Genomic DNA, 22178 nt, shown 5'->3' on the forward strand with positions numbered 1-22178 from the left:
TTTTGAAAAACCGACAATACTTAAGCTGTGATTCATTGTTTTTTATACCGGAGAATTTGAGTGAAGCGTCGTGAATTTTTAATACAGTCTATTTCTGCATCTGCAGTGATAGCTGGTGCTGGATACGCTTCGTTAGATATGTTGTCCCGCAGACATTTGAGATTTGAGCGTACCGTAGAGCAGCGAGCCACACGCGCAGCTGCAAAAGTGATGGTCGAAAATAACCCGACTATGGATGAAGGTATTGCGTCTGTTTTAACGCCAGATACTTCATCGGTCATGCCGTTAGGGGAAAAAACACAGGCGCGACCAGCCTTATCTTATCTTCAGCAGCAACAGGCTGAGCAGCTTATGGCTGACCTAACTATTCCAGACGATGAATTGAACATTGTTGAAGAAGTCGCCTTACCAGATACCAGTATCGAAAACATTGCCTTAGCAACGCCACAAGAGTCAGCTATAAACGTGCAGCAAAAGGTATCTAATTTCGAGACCAACTATACAGATGACGTTGTACTTTCCGAAGCCGATTATAAGCTATTGGTACAGTCGTTAGAGCGAATTAACCGTGTTCAAGATTACGTCGGTTTTGGTAATTTTAACGTATTGTCGTTAGATGAAACCCTCAAATATGCAAAGTACTCACCTCGAATCGGAGAGTTTACTAAAGAAGAACTCGATTTCTTAGAGAAAATGTTCAACTACAACTCTAGTCGGCTTGGTTTTTTTGGAGAAAAGGTAATTGCAAATATTACCAACGTAGTCGCTACAAACGACGTCGTGAAAATGCCGGGCACTGGTCATTACGTGTTCCGTGGGCATTCTGAAACCTTCTATAACAACTTAACATCAGAAGTAGGCGATACCCTTATTCTTACCAGTGGTGTGCGTAACATCGTCAAGCAATATCAGTTGTTTATGGCAAAAACAGTTCAAGCTAGCGGTAACCTATCTCGAGCATCTCGTTCTCTTGCGCCTCCAGGGCATTCTTATCATGCAATTGGTGATTTTGATGTTGGCCGTGTGGGTGGGGGTTTAGCTAACTTTACTGCAGAGTTTGCCAGTACCGATGAATTTAAAAAGTTGCAAGACCTCGGCTATGTTCAAATTCGTTATACAGCGGACAACAAGCTAGGGGTGCGCTACGAACCTTGGCATATTCGAGTGGTCTAGAACTAAACCAATCTCGTGTTACTATTTCATTCAATTCAGATGCCTAGTGCTTGTATAAACTCGAAAGCCTAGGTTTGATATCGCTCAAAAACCCCTGTGAACAGATCGCCCTGAATTTATCAAATTCAGCACGGTTGCCGCCAACTATTTAGGATCGTTAAGTAATGACAACTTGGACCCCGTCTTCATGGAGACAGCATACCATTCGACAAATGCCTGACTATCAGGACAAGGACGCCCTCACCCGCGTTGAAAAAAAACTCGCCAACATGCCTCCTTTGGTATTTGCCGGTGAAGCCCGTCAGCTAAAATCACAGCTTGCTAAAGTTTCTAAAGGCGAAGCCTTTTTATTACAAGGCGGCGATTGCGCTGAGAGTTTCCAAGAGTTTCAAACTAATCATATCCGCGATACTTTTATGTCGTTGCTGCAAATGGCCATTGTTTTAACCTTTGGCGGTCAAAGCCCAGTTGTTAAAGTTGGTCGTATGGCTGGTCAGTTTGCTAAACCACGTTCGGCTGGCGATGAAACCATAGATGGTGTGACACTGCCGTCTTATCGTGGTGATATTATTAATGGTATAGATTTTACCAATGCAGCACGCCAACCAGATCCAGAGCGTATGGTTCAGGCCTACCACCAGTCATCTTCGACGTTGAACTTATTGCGTGCGTTTGCACAAGGTGGTTTAGCCGATATTCACCAAGTTCATAAATGGAATCAGAACTTTGTCGAGAAAAGTCCTCAAAGTGAACGATACCAGGCAATGGCCGATCAAATTGATGATTCATTAGCCTTTATGAGTGCTATTGGTATTTCACCTCGTAATACGCCTCACATAAGAGAGACCCAGTTTTTTACCTCACATGAAGCCCTATTGCTGCCATATGAAGAGGCGTTAACGCGACAAGATAGCTTGACTGGCGATTGGTATGATTGTTCAGCGCACATGCTTTGGATAGGCGATCGAACCCGCCAGCTCGATAGCGCACATCTTGAATTTTGTCGTGGAATACATAACCCATTGGGCTTAAAAGCAGGGCCATCGACGGACCCTGATGACTTAATTCGATTAATAGATATTTTAAACCCAGATAACGAAGCCGGTCGTTTAAACCTAATCGTGCGTATGGGTGCTGATAACATTGGTGACTATTTCCCTGCTTTGTTGCAAAAAGTTAAAGCAGAAGGGCGCAATGTCGTTTGGAGCAGTGACCCAATGCATGGCAACACAATAAAAGCCGGCAACGGTTATAAGACTCGCAAGGTGGAATCGATATTATCTGAAGTTAAGGACTTTTTTGCCATTCATAAAGCTGAAGGCACTTACGCCGGCGGTATTCACTTTGAAATGACCGGGAAAAATGTAACAGAATGCATGGGTGGGGCATTTGAAATCACTGAAGCAGACCTAGCTGAACGCTACCATACCCAATGTGACCCTCGTTTGAATGCTGATCAAGCTCTAGAGCTGGCCTTTTTGATTGCAGATGCTCTAAAAGAAGGGCGTGCTAAGCCAGCATAACGCAGTGTTTAGCGCATTAATTGTAAGAGTTGTTCAATTAATACCCGACTATTTTGGTCGGGTATTTTTGTTTTGAGTTTTTTACGGTAGAATAACCGCATAAGATTTTTTCCATATATGAGGTAGTGAATGGATATTCAATTGAATATTACTGAATCGGCTGAAGCTTATTTAGCGGGTTTGTTGTCAAAGCAGACAACACCAGGTATGTCAGTTCGTATGTTTGTAACCCAACCGGGTACTAAATATGCTGAAACGTGCTTAGCGTACTGTAAGCCAGGCGAAGAAAAAGAAGACGATGAAGTCGTGCAAATGAGCCAGTTGTTAGTGCATCTCGAGAAAAACAGCCTGCCTTATTTAGATGAAGCCGAAGTTGATTACGCCCAAGATCGTATGGGTGGCCAATTAACCATCAAAGCACCAAACGCGAAAATGCCTAAGGTTAATAACGATAGCCCTCTATCTGAGCAGTTGAACTACATTTTGTTTACTGAAATTAACCCTGGCTTAGCATCACACGGTGGTGAGGTTTCTTTAGAGCAATTGACCGAAGATAACGTTGCGGTATTAAAGTTTGGTGGTGGTTGCCAAGGTTGTTCAGCCGTTGATTTAACGTTAAAAGATGGTGTTGAAAAAACACTGTTAGAGCGCCTGCCTCAGCTAAAAGGTGTGCGTGACGTAACAGACCATACAGTGACAGACAACGCCTACTACCAATAGTTAGACTCGATTAATGAGTCCGTCTTTTTCGAGTATGCAAATGATGACATCTATCGTCATTTGCGCTTTTCCTGCGCTAACCCCTTCTAAAAAAGCTTTCTCAATTGCAGGGTTGCCTGTATCTACAGAGATATCGTGAGTCAATGTGGCTGCTTCATTCAATACAGGGAACAAAGCTTTAAACCCAGCTAAACGATGATCTGTTAAGCTTATATTGACACCAAAGCGTTGATTGATTTGCTCTATTACGGCAGCTAAATCAGGGTCTGTACCAGTCGCTTTTGCTTTCGCTTCGTAAAAGGGAATGATTTTGTCGTCTGGCATAGTTGGACCCTAGAGTTATGATTTTAATTAATCAGGAAGCTGCCATATTTCATGCGTTTTCTTAAATGGCTCGCAGTGTCGGCTGCTGAGGCATTCGTGGTCATAAAGGTATGTATGATCTCAAGTACCTCATCGCCAATCTGCACTGGCAGGTTCATACCCATGGCCGTTGAGCCTACAATTTGTTTTGTCGCGGTTGCTTCGGTAAGGCGGTTGTTTGCTGCGGCATTGCATTCATTTAGTTTTTCTAAGCCGGTATCCGGGACGACTGCATGTGCACCAGAGTAGTTGTTCATTAGGAACTGATTGTTTTTGTCGAGAACTTTATTGGCAAAAATAGCCTGCTTTTGTTGAGCTGCAATATCAGATGTAGATAGAGCGGCAAAAGTATCAAGCATAAAAATAACACCTTCGTGCTGGCCAGGTACTTGTGCGCAATAGTATTGCTGATTTGCGAGTAAACCCTTGAATGTAAACTCTCCTTGAATCCACGAACCTTGTAAGGTGATCGCAGCTTGGCCACTCACTATGGCTTCAACGACGGTAACTATATTGGTGTCTTCGGGTAATCGACTAATAAACGGCTTGAGCGCGTCAAGTTTTTGGAAAACACGTTCGAAGGCAGGTTCAATGGCGCGCAAGGCTGTGCTATCTAAGTCAAGCATTGAAGCGTTGTATGCTTCAGCGCCTACTTCAGAGAGTAACAATGATTCAAAGAGTAGGGTGTCAAACTGTACATTGTCGATCATGACGATTGGCGTAATACCTGTTTCTTCTATTTTAGCTAATAAGTTCAAGAAGTTATCCCATGAGCTGTCTAAGGATAAGCCAGTATTATCAATGATTTTTTTGTTAGCCCAAAGGGTATTGGTAATATGTAAGCCGCTTGGCACCGCAATAATTTGACCCCGATGTTGGATTTTTTTGTATATGAACTCAGGCAGTAGATCTCGCCATCTATTTGACTCAGCTACAGTAGTTAAATGGCGAACGACGCCTAAGTCGTACCAACGTTCGAGCTCTTTACCGTGTATTTGTGCCATGCTAGCTTGGCTTGGGTTTTGTTCAACGATGCTTTTTACTTGATCGGCACTTGGAAAACCTTGGTTTACAGGTAATTGATCTACCCAGATTAAATTATCTTCAGCGAGGGAGTTTTGCAAAATACTGTATGCTTTTGCTTCACTTTGGCTATAGTTTGAATGAACAACCGATATTGTGTTGGCAATGCCCATCGTAGGTATCAGTAGTAAAGCTAGTAGCAGAATTCTCATGATTATCTCTTTTTTATTGTTTGCGTAAATATCGATATACGCCTTATAAGGTGAAGTGTATCACGGTTTTTACTGGTCGAAAATGCTCTAAAGAGTGGTCCTAAGGGGTGGCTAAGGTTTACGAATGCTCTTCCAAGCTTGCTGAATTCTATCAAATTCCTGTGCATTACCACCTTTGTCTGGGTGGTGTTTCTGAGCTAGTTTTCTGTAGCGTTGTTGCTTTTCTTGATGGCTTTCATTTCCAGTTAGACCTAGGGTCTTATGTGCTTCTGGCGCAGCATTAAAGTGGCTAAGGCGAGTCCAAAATGAATTTAATAGGCTTTCAATGCTAGATTCACTTTCTTTGTTCATATTACTAAGGTTTAAGTAATATTCGCGTAGAGGGTCGTGCCGTTCTAGGTCTTGTTTGGGGCTAGTGACCGGATGTTTAACTAGCCTACTTAAGCCAATTTCTAATCTAAAATCGCCTAGGTGTGCATATTCATTCTGCAAACGGTATAGACAGTGCCGTAACATAAAATGATGTTGAAATAATAAGACCTTTTCTGAAAAATTGGGCTTTGGGAAAAGGTCAGAGTGCTGTTTATCTAGGGCTGCCATTAGCTCGTATTCAGATAACCCCGCAGGATTTATGCTGAGCAGTTGATCTATGGCTTGTAAAAGCGCAGGGCTGTGGTTGACCTGTTTCACTGGCTGACCAACCTAGTTAGCTCCATCACCATTGAGTGGCCTTGCTTGGGTTTGAGTAAGCGAGCATCGTCTGCGGCATTCGTAGTTTCAACACAAAACATTTTTCTAAATTCACTTGGATGAAAATTACTCAGCGTTTTGGCTTTTTCTTGCCATGGGTTCCAAACGACAACCGAGCGGCTACCTAATCGTGTGAGTTGAATAGCGTCTTTGCCTGTGCCAGTTATAAGCAATGGCTGGCCATCATCTAATACAACCCAATCTACTTCTTGGTTAAAGCTAAAGTCTTTCGGGAAGCTGATACTGGTGTTGGTAAGTTTATTAAGGGTTTGGCGGCCAGTTAAACCAGTCAACCTAACTTGCTCAACATCGTCGCAGGCGAAATAGGTATGCATAGCCTGACTAAGTGGTATGGCATCTTCGCCTAGGTTTTTAGTTGTCATAGACATGACTAGCGTATCACCAATGCTAATCAGGAGCTCTGCCCGGGCTCTAAAAGGAAAACCGAGATCATCACCAGTGGTTTCAAAGCTAAATTGGATGTCAGTTCGGTCCGGACTTTCTTTTACTATTTCGTACTGCCATTCGCGTGTACGTACAAAGCCATGGGCCGGGGCATTTGTTTCATTAGCGTGAGGCCCAAACCAAGGCCAGCATATTGGAACGCCGCCTCGAATAGCTTCGTTTTCACTGTAGGTTTCTTGTGCAGACACAAAAAGTAAGTTTGTTGAGCCGGTTGGGGAGTACTCAGTTAAATGCGCGCCCTGTAAAAATATAGTTGCGCAGGCTGAGTTGTTTTGAATACGTAAACATCTCAAATTCTGATACTGATCAAGGCTAACGTTTGGGCTTAGTGCAGTTAAGTTCATAGTTTAATTGTTTGTTTTCGATGGTGGCTTTGGCATCATTTTGCCAGTTTCCCGGTAAAATAAACACTGGAGAGTTTTCTTTGCCTGCAAACTGCATCGGCAATTGATAGCGTTTCATGGCTGCCTCTGGTCGACTAGCATAGCCAGTAAGCCAATCCCCTTTTACTAGGGCGTTATTTTCATGCTTTTTTAAGTCATGATCTATCTGCCAATGTGACGTTAACGCCGATGGATTGAGCCGCCAAGGGGAATCACTAAATTCACAAATGGTATCTCTCAGTGCCATGCCTTCAGGTAAAAATAAACGCCCCGGAATCCATAGCATTGAGCGATCTGGTTTGGGCAAATCTGGCCAGCATTGTTGTTTGATAGCTATTTGCGATATTTTTAATTGGTGACTGGCAAGTCGGGCGAGTTTTAACGCAAAAAAGTCTGTGAGACCCGCACCAACCCAGTTAAACTGACTGACGAGTTCACTTTCGGCCCAAAGGTAAAACTTCAATGCCAGCTCTAAGTGGATTACCTCACCCGATTTATGCTTTATGAGTAAATCGAGTTCCCCCAGTGTACGTTGAGAATTATTAAATACCTGATTAAAGGCCAATACCTGATAATCGTCGCTGAGCGTAAACAGCGAGAAGACTAATTGTTCGAAATAACCGCCGAGCTTCTTCGTGCGGGCTAAGGCGAGGCTATTGAGGTGGTTTGAATCAATTTTGGCCGTTATTTGATCATAATCTAACAGACCAGGTTGCCAAATTTGCGAATGGGCCTCAAGCAGTGAGGGGGCAGAGCATACCCAGCGTAAATCATTTAAAATGATCTGATCATCAAATGGTTCGTTCAACTTGCCACCTCTGGTATGCTAGTCACAATATATAAAATCTGAATTTGAGCCTATGTCAGCTAAAAATCTAGCAAAACACTTTCAAAGAATCGGTATTTTCGGCCGCTTAGACAGTAAAAGCGTCGAAAACTCGATCACTAAACTTATGCACCTGTTGCTAGAGCTAGAAAAAGAGTGCCATCTTGAGCAGTCTATCGCAGACGTTTTGCCAACGATAAACTGCATATCAGCTAGCCGATCAGCGATAGGCGAATGGGCCGATCTTATCATTGTCGTCGGCGGTGATGGCACTTTTTTATCTGCCGCCCGCGATGTCGCACAATTTGAAGTCCCCATGTTAGGTGTCAACCGTGGTCGCCTCGGTTTTTTAACGGACATAATGCCCTCCCAAATGGAGCGTCAAGTACGTGAAGTGTTTAATGGTGAGTTCGTTATTGAAAATCGCTTTTTATTGCTGGCTAAAATCATCCGCGATGGTCATGTTGTCGCGCAAAGCTGCGCACTAAATGATGTTGTCTTGCACCCAGGGGTCTCTGTGCGCATGATCGAGTTCGATTTAGAAATTGACAATCAGTTTGTTTATAACCAACGTTCAGATGGCCTAATTGTCTCAACGCCCACTGGCTCAACAGCCTATGCGTTAAGTGCCGGTGGTCCGTTGATGCACCCAAATATGAACGCCCTTATTTTGGTACCTATGTTTCCACACAGCTTAAATAATCGACCGCTGGTGGTTGGCTCTGAATCTAACTTGTGTATAAAAGTAGATCATTATAACGATTTACCGCCCCACGTCAGTCTTGATGCTCAAACGCATCTTACAATGGAGCAAGGTGATGAATTACATATTGTTAAGTACCCTCAAACATTAAAATTACTGCACCCGAAAGGCCACAATTATTACGATATTTGCCGTAATAAGTTGGGCTGGAGTCGCAAAGTAGAAAACGAAGAACAGGAACCCGATTTATGAATTTTGACCAACTAGCTCAAAACATGACACCTGATATTTACAGTCGCATTCGCGAATCTGTCGAATTAGGTAAATGGCCCACTGGTGTATTGTTGACGAAAGAGCAAAAAGGTTTGTGCATCGAAGCTATGTTGAAATATGAAATAACGAACAAGGTTCCTGAGCATAAGCGTACAGGTTATTTAGAAAGTGCGTGTAAGTCCTCTACCGAGAGTATTCCTAGCGTCGACATAACAGACTCACAGGGTTCTCACTAATGACTATGGATATGTTTGCCTCACACGATAGTACCGATGCCCTAGCATCAGGGCTATTGAGAAAAATGCCAGTGAGCTGGGTTGAGTCCAAGCCTGTACAGTACACTTTGTTAGTGGGTGAAAACCGAATTTCGTTAAACGAAAAAATTGGTCAGAAAATTCGCTTAGAATTTACCGGCGAAATTAGATGCTTGCATTGCAATGAAATTACCAAAAAAAGTTTTGGACAAGGTTACTGCTATAAACATTTTATGGCCCTAGCACAAACCGATAGCTGTATTATGTCACCAGAAAAATGCCACTACCATGAGGGAACTTGCCGAGAACCTGAATGGGGTGAAAGAAATTGCATGCAAGCGCATTACGTATATTTGTCTAACGCCAGCGGCCTAAAGGTTGGGATTACGCGCGGAGGTCAAATACCTACGCGTTGGATCGATCAAGGAGCGACACAAGCACTGGTTTTGGCTCGGGTGTCGACTCGACTCATGGCCGGCTTGGTCGAAGTTATCTTTAAAAACCATGTAGCTGATAAAACCAATTGGCGAACCATGCTAAAGGGCACTGCCGATAAGTTAAACCTTGCGCAAGAGCGGGACCGGCTTTTAGCCTTAGCTAAAACAGATCTAGATGCCTTAATTGAAGCTCAAGGTATAATCGCCGTTCAATTGTTAGGTCATGGCGATGAGTTTAGCTTTGATTTCCCAGTTAATGAGTATCCAGAGAAAGTGACCAGCTTTAATTTCGATAAAGATTCTAATGTAGAAGGGACTTTGATGGGCGTTAAGGGTCAGTACCTGATACTCGATACTGGCGTTATTAACATTAGGCGATTCGGCGGCTACAACGTCAATCTCTATTAGTAGAAAGTCATGTTAAAAAAGTAACTAAAAATTTATTAAAGTGGGCCTCATGAAAACAGATAACGCAAACATTATCCGTCTAAAAGATTATAAAAAACCTGATTACACCATTACTCAGACTGACTTAACGATCAAAATATTTGATCAATATACTCAGGTTGAATCAACCCTTTATTTTACTAAAAATAATGAAGTGTCAGGTTTGCCCGAGCTTAGCTTGAATGGTATTGATCAAGCAATTCAATCAATACATTTAGATGAACGTGAATTATTTGAGCCAAGCTATCGGTATGAAAATGAAGTGCTGACTTTACAGCCAACCGCTGAAAACTTCATATTAAAAAGCATTACGCATATTCATCCGAACAAGAACACCTCTTTAGAAGGGTTGTATCAATCAGGTACGATGATTTGTTCGCAGTGCGAAGCCGAAGGCTTCCGTAAAATCACGTTCTACTTAGATCGACCCGATGTTATGGCAGTCTTTACAACCCATATTGAAGCCAATAGAAAGCAATACCCTGTCTTGCTTTCAAATGGAAACCCAATTGACCAAGGTGAATTGGCTGATGAACGTCATTTTGCAACTTGGCACGATCCGTTTCCAAAGCCCTCTTATTTATTTGCTGCTGTCGCCGGCGACTTAGTACGCCATGATGATGTTTTTGTAACGCAATCAGGCCGAGAGGTATCGCTGCGTATTTTTGCTGAAGCACATAATGCTCATAAAACCGACTTCGCCATTGATTCACTTAAACGCTCTATGAGCTGGGACGAAAAACGTTACGGACGTGAGTATGACCTGGATATTTTCATGATTGTGGCCAGTGACTACTTCAATATGGGCGCAATGGAAAATAAAGGGTTAAATATTTTTAACTCTGCAGCAGTGCTGGCCTCACCAGAAACATCTAATGATGCTCGTTTTGATCGCATCGAGGCAATCGTCGCTCATGAATACTTCCATAACTGGAGCGGTAACCGAGTTACTTGCCGTGATTGGTTTCAGTTAACCCTAAAAGAAGGTTTAACGGTTTACCGAGATTCGCAATTTACCGCCGATACTCACAATGCTGCGGTTAAGCGAATAAGCGATGTTGAAGATTTAAAATCTGCACAGTTTTCCGAAGATGCAGGGCCTAACGCCCACCCAATACAACCGCAAGAATACGTGGAAATAAACAACTTCTACACGGCAACGGTTTATGAAAAAGGTGCTGAGATTATCCGTATGATCAACACCATTATTGGAGATGAAAATTTTCGTAAAGGTACCGATTTATACTTTGATACCTTTGATGGCCAGGCAGTTACCACAGAAGACTTTGTCGGTTGTATGGAAAAAGTGAGCTCAGTCGATTTCACTCAATTTAAACGCTGGTACGTTCAAGCAGGCACTCCAACTGTTGATGTGTCTGAATCATATGATGCCGGCACTCAAACTTACCAGTTAAGCTTCAAACAGCATTGTAAACCGACGCCAAATCAACCTAAAAAACTGCCGTTTGTTATTCCTGTGAAGATGGCATTGCTTGAAAGTAACGGCAATGAAATTGCTATTCAGTGTGATGGTAACTTTAATGCAAGCACTTCAGTGCTTTTGCTCACTGAGGAATCCACCATTGTTTCATTCACAGGCATTTCGCAGAAGCCCGTTGCTAGCCTATTTAGAGATTTTTCAGCGCCAGTTAATGTGAATATGAACTACTCCGATGAAGATCAGATATTATTGGCAACGAAAGATGGTAACGCCTTTAATCGCTACAATGCCATGCAATCTTTATACATCGATGTATTGAGTGTGTTGGTTAAAAATATCCAAAGTGATATTCCCAAGTCAGTCGATACCTTAGTGTTAGCCACTTTAGAAGATAGCGGGTTATCAAATGCGATAACCTCTTACATGGTGTCGCTACCGAGTTTTGCGGTACTGCGATCTATGTTTGCCCCAGTGGACGCTCGTGCGCTAACAGCAGCGAGAGAGAAGCTCCAAACGCACATCGCGAAGCAGTTTGAGAGTCATTGGCAAGGCTTGGCGCACAGTTTGGCCTCTGCTCAACCGTACGAGTTTAATGCTGAAGAAGCAGGTCGACGATCTCTACATGGCAAGGCATTGAATTACTGGGTAAAGGCAGGAAGCTTAGAGGCGATTACTTATGCAGAAGCTTTATACCGTGCAGCAGATAATCAATCCGATCGGCTTAATGGTATTGGTGCTGTTTTGAATTCAGAAGATTCCGAACGCGCCGAAAAACTACTCGCCCATTTCTACCGCCAATGGCACCAAGATACGCAAATGGTTGAAACTTGGTTAACCTTAAACGCGAGCCAAGATCGCTTTGATCATAAGCAAGCCGCCGAACTAATGACGCATGAGGCTTTTGATTTCACCAACCCAAATAAGGTTCGGTCAGTATTAGGGGTATTCGCATCAAATTTTGAAGCGTTCCATGCCGGCAGTGACGAAAACTATCAGTTTATTGCAGAGCAGATAGTGAAGCTTGATAAAATAAACCCGCAAATAGCAGCAAGATTCACCAAAATTCTCGAAAGTTGGCGCTCCTTTACTGATGATCGCGGTATTCCTATGAAGAAAGCACTTGAGTATATTATTTCAACCGAGTCACTTTCCTCTGATGTTACTGAATTAGTCCAGAATGCTTTGAGTTAAAAGTTAAAAGGTAAAAGTTAAAAAAGCACGTAAAAACAAACGGTTAAGTGACAGAGAATGTCATTTAACCGTTTTTTATTTTTAATCTGAAAAAGTTATGACCATCTTCACTTTTATGCCGATTAGGATTAGTTGATACTAGGCAACTAAAGCTCATCTTAAGGAGAATAAAATGAGTCAGAATGTCGTGAATAGTCTATTAGATATATTTGCAGCGCCCTTTGCTGTTTTCAGTCGAATTAAGGACAAAAGCCTATCTGCTTGGGTACCGTTATTGATCATGGTGAGTTTGTCTGCCGCTGTGACGACTTGGTACTTCTTAACGATTGATCTATACCAGTTTATGGAAGTGTCCATGTTAATGTCTGGGCAGGAAGCTAGCCCTGAAGAATTAAATCAAATACTAAAAGCAGAATCGGTGATCAGAGTATCCTCTGCCGCTATCGGTTCGCTTTCATCTCTAGTCATTTATATTATTTTAGCACTCTACTTCTTTCTAATTTCATTACTGGTTGCGGAAAATAAAACCAGCTATGGTCAGTGGCTGTCTGTCATTTCATGGGCCAGCTTACCAAGTTTGTTGTCTCTTTTAAGTATTGGGGTGTCGTACGCTTTGATCGTGCCAGAGTTCTCGCTAATTCAGGCGCTAGATAAAACGTCGATTTCCGCTCTATTAGGGCTTACTTGGGAAGATAAATACTTCAACGTGCTTTCTACGGCGACAATTGGCGCTTTATGGTCCTATGCGCTCTATGGCATAGGTTTTAAAGTGTTAACACAGTGTAAACCTGTTACAGCGGTTATCGTTGCGCTGGTGCCGGTAACAATACAATTTGGATTGATGTCACTGTAGCCCATTAGGGGAGAAGATAATGAAAAAACTACTTTTGGTTATACTCGTCATCGCCGGTGTTATTGGCTTGAGCGTGATGGGACGATCAACGAAATCTTCAGAGCCTGAAGCAGTACAATCTTTTACTGTAATTGAGCAGCCAATAGAATCTACTGTGTTAGCCAGCGGGCGTTTGCGTTATGGCGATGAGTTTCAAGTACGCTCAGAAGTGAATGCTCGGGTTATTGAATTAGCTGTAGATGAAGGGGATGTCGTTAAACAAGGGCAGTTACTGATTCGATTAGATCAAGAGAACTTTGAAATAGAGGTGAGTAACCAAAAAACCAATGTCGCGTTGCGCCGTAATGATATAGAGCGAGCCCAGCTACGAATAGAGAGCTTGCAGATTCAACTCGAACGGCAGAATAAACTTTTTGAACAGGGCGCCGCACAAGCAACAACCTTAGAAGATATGAAAAACCAGATTGCTCAGGCGCAAGTCGATTTTACTATGCAAAAGCTGCTACTAGAGCAAAGCGCCGATGCACTCAATCAAGCGCAAAAAAGGTTAGCGAAAACAATCATTAAAGCGCCAGTCGATGGCTTAGTCAGCGCATTAGATATTAAACGTGGTGAGTTGGCGGTATCTGGCGGCGCAGATATCTCACTTATGACGTTGGTAGACCCGAGCGTTATTTTTTCTGAAATAGATGTGGATGAGGCCGACATTGGTAACGTGACTTTAGGGTTACCGGTACGCGTATTTGCCGTTGCTTACTTAGACCAGCAGCTTGAAGGCACAGTTTCTAAGATAGCGACCAGTGCACGCAATGTTCCTGGTAAAAATTCCCTGGTTTTTCCCGTTGAGGTTGTCGTTACCGATTCAGATAAGGTTATTCTACGCCCCGGAATGAGTACTCGAGCTGAAATTATAAATCGGTCAGAAAACAGTTGGCCACTCGTCCCGATTGAAGCTATTCAAGAGCAGACCGAGGGCAATGATGTGTCATTCCAAGTGTTTGTGGTTAACGGCGGAGTTGTGAGTTCTAGAACCGTCGAGTTAGGTGTACAAGATGATCGTTATCAGGCTATCAAAAAAGGCATAACGGCAGGCGAGCAAGTAGTCACGGGTCCTTATCGAATACTTCGTGGTTTGACTGACGGTGATATAGTCACCACGGTAGAACTTAGCGATGAGTAATAACGCATTAATCTCTCTAAGAGATATACGTCGAACTTACCAAATGGGCGGTGAGACCCTGCACGCACTTGACGGTGTTGATATCGACATTATGGCGAATGACTATGTCGCTATTATTGGTTCAAGTGGTTCCGGTAAGTCAACCTTAATGAATATTATTGGCGCCTTAGATACGCCCTCGCAAGGACAATATTTGTTAGAGGGTGACTCCGTTGGGGAAATGACCGGCACTGAGCTTGCCCGAGTCAGAAATCACAAAATTGGTTTTATTTTTCAAAGCTTTAATCTTTTGCCTAGAGTTGATGCGTTGCATAACGTTATGCAACCGCTGGTTTATCAGCGCGTTAGTTATAAAAAGCGTAAGCTCCGTGCGCAAGCCATGCTTGAGAGGGTAGGGTTAGGTAAACGAATGGGGCATCAACCCAATGAACTTTCAGGTGGGCAACGTCAGCGTGTCGCCATTGCTAGAGCGTTAGTAACTAACCCTTCCATTTTGTTAGCCGATGAACCTACGGGGAACTTAGACAGTGCAACCAGCCATGACATTTTGAACTTATTCGATGAGCTTCAGCGTGAAGGCCAGACCATTATTATGGTGACACATGAGCCTGATATTGCGGATCGCTGTCATCGTCAAATTAGGTTAACCGATGGCAAGGTTGTGTCTGATATTCGCACAGCCGTTGAAGCAGGTGCGGAGGGTGTCGTATGTTAATTCTGTTTGAAGCGTTTCGTTCGGCTATGCGAGCAATTGTTGCCAGTAAAATGCGCAGCTTTTTAACCTCGCTGGGTATTATCATTGGTGTTGCTAGTATTATTGCGGTGGTTTCATTGGTTAAAGGCCTTGAACAGTCAATTACGAATCAGTTTGAAGGCTACGGTTCTAACTCGCTATTTATTCAACAAAAACGGGACAACTATGGTCGCTTAGAAGGTGACTTAACTGAAGATGATTTAATTAAATTGCGTGGTATAGAAGGCATTGACGTTGTTTCACCGCAAACTTTTGTTTTTGAATACAACGGCGTTCAATATAAAGGGCGTGATCACCGGGCTGATGTCGTTGGTGTGTTACCTGACTACGCCGAAATGGACAGCTCATATCCTGAAATAGGGCGGTTTATTACCACAGCCGATGCTAATGCGCGTAAAAAAGTAGCCGTTATTGGGGTTAAAGTTAGAGATGAATTAAAGCTACCGGAAAACCCCATTGGCGAGTTTATCCAGTACGGGCCACATTGGTTAAAAGTGATTGGTGTATTGGAAAGCAAGGGCCAGATGCTGGGTCAAGATCTTGATAACTACGTTTATATACCGTACCCGACGGCAATTTCTATAATGGGTTTTCAAAACCAGCCGTTTGTTATTTTTGTCGCCCGTGTCAGCGATGTGGATCGAATGGATAGTATTACAGAACGAGTTGAGCGTACGCTTCGGCGTCAGCACGGTATTGCCGCGGATGAGCCGTCTGACTTTATGATTCAAAGTTCTGATCAAGTCTTAAGCTCAATTGGCCAGGTGACGCAGGTGATAACCCTAGTTTTTGGCGGTATTGTCGGTATTAGTCTATTAGTCGGTGGGATCGGGATTATGAACATAATGCTCGTCTCGGTAACCGAACGTACCCGAGAGGTGGGTATCTGCAAGGCATTGGGTGCCACGCGTGCCGATATTTTACTGCAGTTTTTACTCGAAGCCGTGATTATTAGTTTGATCGGTGGTCTTGTTGGGTTAGCCATAGGTTTTGGCTTAGGCGCTGGGATTGCAAGTTCTATCCCGAATTTCCCTCCTTCAGATGTGCCTCTATGGTCTATTGTGCTCGCATTGGGCTTCTCTACAGGTGTCGGAGTGGTCTTTGGTATTTTACCCGCAGCGAAAGCCGCGCGTTTAGATCCAATCGATGCATTAAGATATGAATAAATAGACGTTAGTGTGCCGCTTCTAATCTATGGGGCAGCAGTGGTTAGTATGTTTTTTTATGGCGGAATGAGCTGATTCAACTACTATTAGTACCAATCCGTTCATTCACCCATAAAAGTGACTAAAGTCTGGTTTTTAATTATAACAAAGTCGTTGTATTGAATATCTGGCAACTGTGCATTTTAGGTAGTTTCCGATGTTGAAGTCGTGCCTTGCATTTATACTATTGAATTTATTGATGGTGAGTGCCTTTAGTGCTCCTCAGCGAATTGAAGGTCAGTGGTTAGATGCTGAATTAAGCCCAATAGCGAAACCGTTGAAAACCGGTGGTCAATATAGTTTTTCGGGCGATATTACAATTACCCAGTCGGGTGTCTATGTCTTTGATTTCGCTCAAGGTAGTCTCTATGAGGCATTTTCTTGGAATATAGTGGATGCATCGGGTGCAGTTGTCGCATCTGCAGCGGGAGGCGTAGGCGATCCGACACCTAATGAGTTCCCGTTGCGACACGGACGCAAAGCTCAGTTATCAGAAGGTCACTATCGCTATAATCTAGACTTCTACAGTACCCACTTTATCATTGAGCCGGTACCTTATTTCCAAGAAGTTAATCTATATCACCACGCAATTAGTAGCGGAAATATCCTCACTATATTTTGTTTAGGCGTATTTTTTGCGCTTATTTTTTACTATCTGTTTATGTACTTTTTTAGACGATCGAAGTCAGATTTATATTATACGTTGTTCATAGTAGGCAACTTTTTATTGCAGGGTACCGCGTTATTATTCTTCAAAGATGTTTTTGGCATGAGTTGGTTCTTACTCAGTGCAATGCCTATTTTGTTTTCAAATATTGCCTATGTTTTATTTTCAACAGAATTGTTGTCCTTAAAAACCAACGCCCCTAGGCTTTTTATTACCAGTCGTTGGTTAGTGGGTCTGTTAAGTGTTTTGGCTGTCATTGGACTATTTAAACCACATTACATGATGGAGATAGACCGGTTTGGGGTGGGCGTATTTAGCTTATTTGGTCTGTTTTCTGCCATCGTGTTGGCGCTAAGAAAAAACAAAGTTGCCTATTGGTACTTAGTCGCAAATGTTACTTTCACAATACTAGCGCTAATCTCAATTATCGTGACAGATTTAGGTGAGACATATAATTACTATACAGAGCACATTGGGTTACTAGCTGTGGCCACAGAAGTTTTACTGCTATCGCTGGTAATGTCTTATCAAGTTGGAGAGCTTCAGAAAAAAGAGCGTAAGAATTTTATTCAAATGAAAAGAGCACTAAAATTAGCGACGTCAGATGCATTAACCGGCGTTTTGAACCGACGGGCATTTAATCGTGATTATGAAAGTTTTAGTGGCAACGACCATCTTTATATCATTGATATTGATGGTCTTAAACTTCTAAATGACCAGTTAGGGCATTATCGAGGGGACGAGCTACTGTTACGATTTTGTGAAATAGCGAGCGCCAATCTTTCTTTATATTGTTCTTTTTATCGTATTGGTGGTGATGAGTTTGCAGTAATTGCTCACAGTAACCCCAATAATCAAGTACTTGAAGCGATCAGTCGAACCGTAGGGCAGTTACATAAAGAAGGTTTTAAAAGTATTGATGCCAGCATTGGTTCTGCTTGTGCTAATGAGCATGAAAATATCCAGGAGGTTTTTAAATTGGCCGATGCGCGAATGTATGAGAATAAGCAAAATAATTACGGTCGTTCTGTCACGATGCCAACCGTATTATCTTGACAGCCTAACCCAAATCACTATTATATTAGTTTAGTCTAATTTAAGGGGTTTGGTCGTGTTTGCAAAAAAATATGCTCGATTTGTGCAGTCTGTTCTAATGACAACGTTGATGGTAACTATTATGACGGCCGTCATTACTTGGGTTAATACAGGCATTTCTGCAGGGTTTCTTGGTCGTTGGCTTGATGCGTGGCTGGTAGCTTGGCCTGTAGCCTTTGCCGTTATTTTTATAGCAGGACAAAAAGTACAAAAACTAACCTTTTTCTTGTGTTCAAAAGCCTAGCAAATCTATGCTGTCTCATAGTTGAGAAGCGGCCCATTGCTTGAAATTCGGATGTTTGAAACATGGATGTTTCAATCAAGCCCCCATGGATGGGTTTATGGCGACCGAAATTTCAAGCAATGGGCCGCTGAACTGGGCCTAATCTCAAAATCATTTCTGGGACATCAGTATAGTAAGTCTAAGCTTTCCCAACCTTGCTGACGAAACTAGATGACCGGCTGAGCCCACATGTCATATTCGTCTGCATCTTCAACTTTCACGGTTAGTATATCACCGGGTTTTAAGTGAGTTTGGTTATCTAAGAATACTTGGCCGTCTATGTCTGGCGCGTCGGCTTTCGAGCGCGCAACAGCACCTTCAGCAACGACTTCATCAACGATAACCTCGATTTCTTTGCCGATCTTAGCTTGTAAACGAGCAGCACTGATGCGTTGCTGAACTTCCATGAAACGATTATAACGTTCTTGCTTTACGGCTTCGTCAACGTGATTAGGTAATGCAGCCGCGCTGGCACCATCAACGTTTGAGTATTGGAAAGCACCGACACGATCTAGCTGTGCTTCTTCTAGAAAATCGAGCAAAATTTGAAAGTCTTCTTCTGTTTCACCAGGGAAGCCAACAATAAAGGTTGAGCGTAGGGTGATATCGGGGCAGATTTCACGCCATTTTTTGATGCGATGCAGTACTTTTTCAGCGTGAGCAGGGCGCTTCATTGCTTTAAGTATTCGCGGGCTGGCATGCTGAAATGGAATATCCAAATAGGGCAGTATTTTGTTTTCTGCCATTATAGGAATAATGTCATCTACATGTGGGTATGGGTAAACGTAGTGCATGCGTACCCAGGCATCAAGCTGACCCAGCTCCTCACATAAGGCTTTCATACGAGTCTGAATGGTTTTACCTTTCCAGTTGGCTTCGCGATACTTTGTATCAATGCCGTAAGCGCTGGTATCTTGAGAGATAACCAATAATTCTTTGGTGCCACTTTTAACTAAGCTTTCTGCTTCTGTTAATACTTCAGTAATAGAACGGCTGACTAAATCACCCCGAAAGGAAGGAATAATACAGAAACTACAGCGATGGTTGCAGCCTTCAGATATTTTTAAATAAGCGTAATGCTTTGGGGTAAGCTTAATGCCCGTATCAGGGACTAGCGAGGTAAACGGGTCATGACGAGGAGGAATCACATCATGCACTTGTTTAACCACCGCTTCATAAGAATGTGGGCCTGTTACAGAAAGCACATTAGGGTGCACTTCGCGAATATCATCTTCTTTCGCCCCTAAACAACCCGTGACCAATACTTTGCCGTTTTTGTTTAATGCTTCACCAATGGTGTCTAGTGATTCTTTAACCGCAGAATCAATAAAGCCACAGGTATTGACGATGACCACATCGGCATTCTCGTAACTAGGAATGATGTTATAGCCTTCACTGCGTAGTTGGGTAATGATGCGTTCAGAGTCTACAGTGTTCTTCGGGCAGCCAAGACTGACAAAACCGACGTTTCCTGGCGCATCAAGGGTGTGGCCTTCAGAAACATTGAAAGTATTAATGATATTGTCGTGGCTCATGCAAACCTCAGTTTAGAGAAAAGGGGCGTATTGTAATGGTTGTTCAGTATAGCTCAAGCTATGAAGGTTGTTTCTTCTAAACTATGGGGCAGCAGTGTGTTTTCGGCGCAGTTTTGTATTGACCCGTATTGATCGGAAACGGCTATATATAGGGGCTGGTGCTAGGAATCCGTACAAAATATGTTAATCTGATCTGAATAAAAATTAAAACCACCTATGGGGAATGGGAATGAATATTGACACCGTCCTTCAAAAAACAGAAACCGGAAGAGCTGCCATCGCTGATCGTTCACAGAACTTGTCTATGAAACAGCGTCAGTTGTTAATTATGATAGATGGCAAAAAACGGTTAAAAGACATTGTTCCAAATATAAGTGACGAGGTTTTGGCACGCGTTAGAGTGCTAGCGGAAGAAGGCTTAGTCAGTGGTGATTTTGATGCAGAGCAGATCGCTGCACCCATTTTAACAGGTGAGGTAGAAATAGACACATTGACTGATGACGTTGCAAGCCACGCCGCTCTAGCTGGGTTGTGGGTAACTAAAATGCCCGCAGCTCAACAATTGACACATATTCGTCGAGTATTGGCCATGTGTAGTCAGCAATACCTTGATGATGAGTTAGATACCATGCTAATTGATATGTTTGATTCTCTCAGTACCACTGATCAGCTTCAGTTCTGTTTAGATCAGTGGTTGAAGCGTATGCAAAGCAAGCAGCCAGAGAGCATTGTAAATATGTACATAAATCAACTGAAAGTGTTTGTTGCTTAGGGTAAGAAGTAGGTTGGTTTTATAGTAGTTGCAATCAAAAAGGTGAAAAGTAAAAGAGCAGTCTATTTCGGCTACTCTTTTACTTTACTGGGTCAAACTAGTCAGCCATGTTAATTCGTAACACGGCACGAACATCATTGGTGTAGTTATCTTGATGAATAAAACCAATCATCGCAGGGTTGTTCATCACTAGAGACATCATTTCAGATTCGCTGGTGATTTCTTGTGGCGGAGAGCCATTACCTGTAAAGAGTGATTTTGACCATAAGCGCTTAAACTGTACTGGCTTTTGCTTAACAACTTCCTTTAAAAACAACAGTGTTAATTCATTGTCTTCTGCAAGTAACAATGGTACCGCATCCGTGCCATCATTAAATTCAGACGTTTGACCAAGGTACAAGTTTTTAACCCATTTTGCGTCAATTTTATTGGCGTTTTCTGGGTGAACAATTACTAAAAGATCGGCCATTGCGCCAGCGGTTAAACCAACAGTTAGGGCGATCATGGACAGCATTTTTAACATCTTTTTATCTATTCTCATATTCGTCACCCTTAAAATACTACGTCGACAGCGACTGAAATGGCTTGTGCATCACCGTATGGCGAATCAAGTGCATCAATAGGCGCATCTACAGTGTTGTCTTTACGTGAGGTGTATTCAATTTTTGCAGAAGCTGCGATGTCGAAATCCCAACGAACCCCGATGGTATAGGCTGATATATCGTGAGGATAGTCACTTACAGCGAATGGACCTGCCATGAAAGTAGAGTTTTGACTTTGTTTAAATGATGACAAAGTAAAATGAGGGGTGAAGCTACCAACTCTCATACCTGTCGTCGCAAACCAAGCCGTCTCATTGTTATTCAAATCGTTTCGGAAGTCGGTAAAGGTATACTCTGAATTCACCAAGAACGTACCGTTGTCATATAAGGCTGATGCGGAATAAAAGCCAAGTGGGAGGTCAATAGGGGTTGTTGTACCTGTTCTTAATGCAGTTACATCATCATCCACACTCGCTGAGCCACGCAATGTCAAGTTGCCATTGTTCAGCGTTAAACTACCACCAAGTATACTCTCAAATTCAACTAATGACTGAGTTTCAGGGTCGGTGCCACTGGTTTCACCATAGTATACTGAAGCTGTGGTATACCAATCTCCAAGCAGTAGGTTGTAATCAACACTGATCCCTTCCAAACTGGTTAAAAATACATTGTAGACTTCGACGGGTGGACGAATCCATGTGTACGAATAACCTAAATCGAGAGAGCTTGAATAGCTAAACACCGGCATACGAATACGACCCGCTTTAACGCTGATGTCATTGGTTAATTCATAATTCATGTAGGCCCATTCAAAATTCACATCGAAGTCGGTCCCCGCAAAACCCACTAGCTGAGCCGTTGCTGAGAGGCGGTCATTAACTTGTGAAAGCGTCTGAAGCGCAACCATAGTATCGGGTTTGATACTCAGTTCGTTGGTGTATTTGCCGGCGTTTACAGGGTCAGTTGTAAACTCTTGGCCATCTTTTAACGTCATCCCTGCACCAACGGAAATAAATCCATTAAGCCGAGTCTCGAACGCGTTAGCGGTAAAAGGGACTATGGCTAAACTAGCCAATGCCCAATGCGATAGTTTCATACGTCACTCCAA

Annotated in this window: 22 protein-coding genes; 14 read left to right on the forward strand and 8 right to left on the reverse strand. The window is 42.8% G+C overall.

The genetic code is table 11. The features are described 5' to 3' along the window. The first annotated feature begins 60 nt into the window (after positions 1-60). The 3 genes from ACI882_RS12080 (at position 61) to nfuA (ending at position 3416) form a co-directional block, all read left to right on the forward strand. A complete protein-coding gene (locus tag ACI882_RS12080) occupies positions 61-1173 on the forward strand; it encodes a M15 family metallopeptidase (protein WP_411744463.1) in 1113 nt (370 codons plus the stop codon). Between the two features lie 164 nt (positions 1174-1337). Further along, on the forward strand, positions 1338-2696 hold the full coding sequence (locus ACI882_RS12085) for a class II 3-deoxy-7-phosphoheptulonate synthase (protein ID WP_411744464.1): 1359 nt from the start codon (positions 1338-1340) through the stop codon (positions 2694-2696). Between the two features lie 129 nt (positions 2697-2825). After that, positions 2826-3416, forward strand: coding sequence for a Fe-S biogenesis protein NfuA (gene nfuA, locus ACI882_RS12090; protein ID WP_411744465.1), 591 nt, complete (start codon positions 2826-2828; stop codon positions 3414-3416). Here nfuA and ACI882_RS12095 read toward each other — a convergent pair whose 3' ends face one another. The 5 genes from ACI882_RS12095 to ACI882_RS12115 form a co-directional block, all read right to left on the reverse strand. After that, entirely contained in the window at positions 3417-3740 is a 324-nt protein-coding gene (locus ACI882_RS12095) for a hypothetical protein (protein ID WP_411746635.1), read from the reverse strand. It lies immediately after the preceding gene. Between the two features lie 23 nt (positions 3741-3763). Next, entirely contained in the window at positions 3764-5014 is a 1251-nt protein-coding gene (locus ACI882_RS12100) for a hypothetical protein (protein WP_411744467.1), read from the reverse strand. A 111-nt stretch (positions 5015-5125) separates the two neighbouring features. Next, complete coding sequence (locus ACI882_RS12105) at positions 5126-5704, reverse strand: DNA-J related domain-containing protein (RefSeq protein ID WP_411744468.1); 579 nt, start codon at positions 5702-5704, stop codon at positions 5126-5128. Continuing rightward, entirely contained in the window at positions 5701-6573 is an 873-nt protein-coding gene (locus tag ACI882_RS12110) for a D-hexose-6-phosphate mutarotase (RefSeq protein WP_411744469.1), read from the reverse strand. Before ACI882_RS12110 ends, ACI882_RS12105 begins: the two co-directional genes overlap by 4 nt. Further along, the gene (locus tag ACI882_RS12115) at positions 6542-7420 is read right to left on the reverse strand and encodes a DUF1853 family protein (protein WP_411744470.1); all 879 of its coding nucleotides are present in this window, start codon (positions 7418-7420) and stop codon (positions 6542-6544) included. The genes ACI882_RS12110 and ACI882_RS12115 overlap by 32 nt, the downstream gene beginning before the upstream one ends. 52 nt (positions 7421-7472) lie before the next feature. Between ACI882_RS12115 and ACI882_RS12120 the strand changes: the two genes are divergently transcribed. The 10 genes from ACI882_RS12120 to ACI882_RS12165 all read left to right on the forward strand — a co-directional run bounded on the left by ACI882_RS12120 (position 7473) and on the right by ACI882_RS12165 (position 18182). Continuing rightward, on the forward strand, positions 7473-8393 hold the full coding sequence (locus ACI882_RS12120; RefSeq protein WP_411744471.1) for an NAD(+) kinase: 921 nt from the start codon (positions 7473-7475) through the stop codon (positions 8391-8393). Continuing rightward, positions 8390-8650 carry a DUF1315 family protein gene (locus tag ACI882_RS12125; protein WP_411744472.1) on the forward strand — a complete coding sequence of 87 codons (261 nt, stop codon included), beginning with the start codon at positions 8390-8392 and terminating at the stop codon, positions 8648-8650. Before ACI882_RS12120 ends, ACI882_RS12125 begins: the two co-directional genes overlap by 4 nt. After that, positions 8650-9513 (forward strand): DUF2797 domain-containing protein, encoded by an 864-nt coding sequence (locus ACI882_RS12130; protein WP_411746636.1) that lies wholly within the window; start codon positions 8650-8652, stop codon positions 9511-9513. The genes ACI882_RS12125 and ACI882_RS12130 overlap by 1 nt, the downstream gene beginning before the upstream one ends. A gap of 49 nt (positions 9514-9562) precedes the next feature. Then, positions 9563-12184: an aminopeptidase N gene (gene pepN, locus ACI882_RS12135; RefSeq protein ID WP_411748504.1), complete on the forward strand. Its 2622-nt coding sequence runs from the start codon at positions 9563-9565 to the stop codon at positions 12182-12184. Between the two features lie 172 nt (positions 12185-12356). After that, positions 12357-13037, forward strand: a complete 681-nt coding sequence (locus ACI882_RS12140) for a YIP1 family protein (RefSeq protein WP_411746805.1) — start codon at positions 12357-12359, stop codon at positions 13035-13037. Between the two features lie 19 nt (positions 13038-13056). After that, entirely contained in the window at positions 13057-14217 is a 1161-nt protein-coding gene (locus ACI882_RS12145; protein ID WP_411746009.1) for an efflux RND transporter periplasmic adaptor subunit, read from the forward strand. Continuing rightward, positions 14210-14932, forward strand: a complete 723-nt coding sequence (locus ACI882_RS12150) for an ABC transporter ATP-binding protein (protein WP_411746010.1) — start codon at positions 14210-14212, stop codon at positions 14930-14932. Before ACI882_RS12145 ends, ACI882_RS12150 begins: the two co-directional genes overlap by 8 nt. After that, positions 14926-16137 (forward strand): ABC transporter permease, encoded by a 1212-nt coding sequence (locus ACI882_RS12155; RefSeq protein ID WP_411746011.1) that lies wholly within the window; start codon positions 14926-14928, stop codon positions 16135-16137. The genes ACI882_RS12150 and ACI882_RS12155 overlap by 7 nt, the downstream gene beginning before the upstream one ends. Before the next feature lie 196 nt (positions 16138-16333). Further along, positions 16334-17899: a diguanylate cyclase gene (locus tag ACI882_RS12160; RefSeq protein ID WP_411746806.1), complete on the forward strand. Its 1566-nt coding sequence runs from the start codon at positions 16334-16336 to the stop codon at positions 17897-17899. A gap of 55 nt (positions 17900-17954) precedes the next feature. Continuing rightward, the gene (locus ACI882_RS12165; RefSeq protein WP_411746807.1) at positions 17955-18182 is read left to right on the forward strand and encodes a DUF2798 domain-containing protein; all 228 of its coding nucleotides are present in this window, start codon (positions 17955-17957) and stop codon (positions 18180-18182) included. Positions 18183-18388: 206 nt separating this feature from the next. Here ACI882_RS12165 and rimO read toward each other — a convergent pair whose 3' ends face one another. Next, the gene (gene rimO / locus ACI882_RS12170) at positions 18389-19756 is read right to left on the reverse strand and encodes a 30S ribosomal protein S12 methylthiotransferase RimO (protein ID WP_411746808.1); all 1368 of its coding nucleotides are present in this window, start codon (positions 19754-19756) and stop codon (positions 18389-18391) included. A gap of 229 nt (positions 19757-19985) precedes the next feature. Between rimO and ACI882_RS12175 the strand changes: the two genes are divergently transcribed. Continuing rightward, positions 19986-20528 (forward strand): hypothetical protein, encoded by a 543-nt coding sequence (locus tag ACI882_RS12175; RefSeq protein ID WP_411745862.1) that lies wholly within the window; start codon positions 19986-19988, stop codon positions 20526-20528. Positions 20529-20625: 97 nt separating this feature from the next. Here the strand turns inward: ACI882_RS12175 and ACI882_RS12180 are convergent, their stop codons facing one another. Both ACI882_RS12180 and ACI882_RS12185 read right to left on the reverse strand, forming a co-directional pair. Further along, entirely contained in the window at positions 20626-21069 is a 444-nt protein-coding gene (locus tag ACI882_RS12180) for a hypothetical protein (RefSeq protein ID WP_411745861.1), read from the reverse strand. A gap of 11 nt (positions 21070-21080) precedes the next feature. Then, positions 21081-22166, reverse strand: coding sequence for a hypothetical protein (locus ACI882_RS12185; protein WP_411745860.1), 1086 nt, complete (start codon positions 22164-22166; stop codon positions 21081-21083). Between the last annotated feature and the right edge of the window lie 12 nt (positions 22167-22178).

The sequence above is a fragment of the Reinekea sp. genome (genome assembly GCF_046710285.1).
GTDB lineage: Bacteria > Pseudomonadota > Gammaproteobacteria > Pseudomonadales > Natronospirillaceae > Reinekea.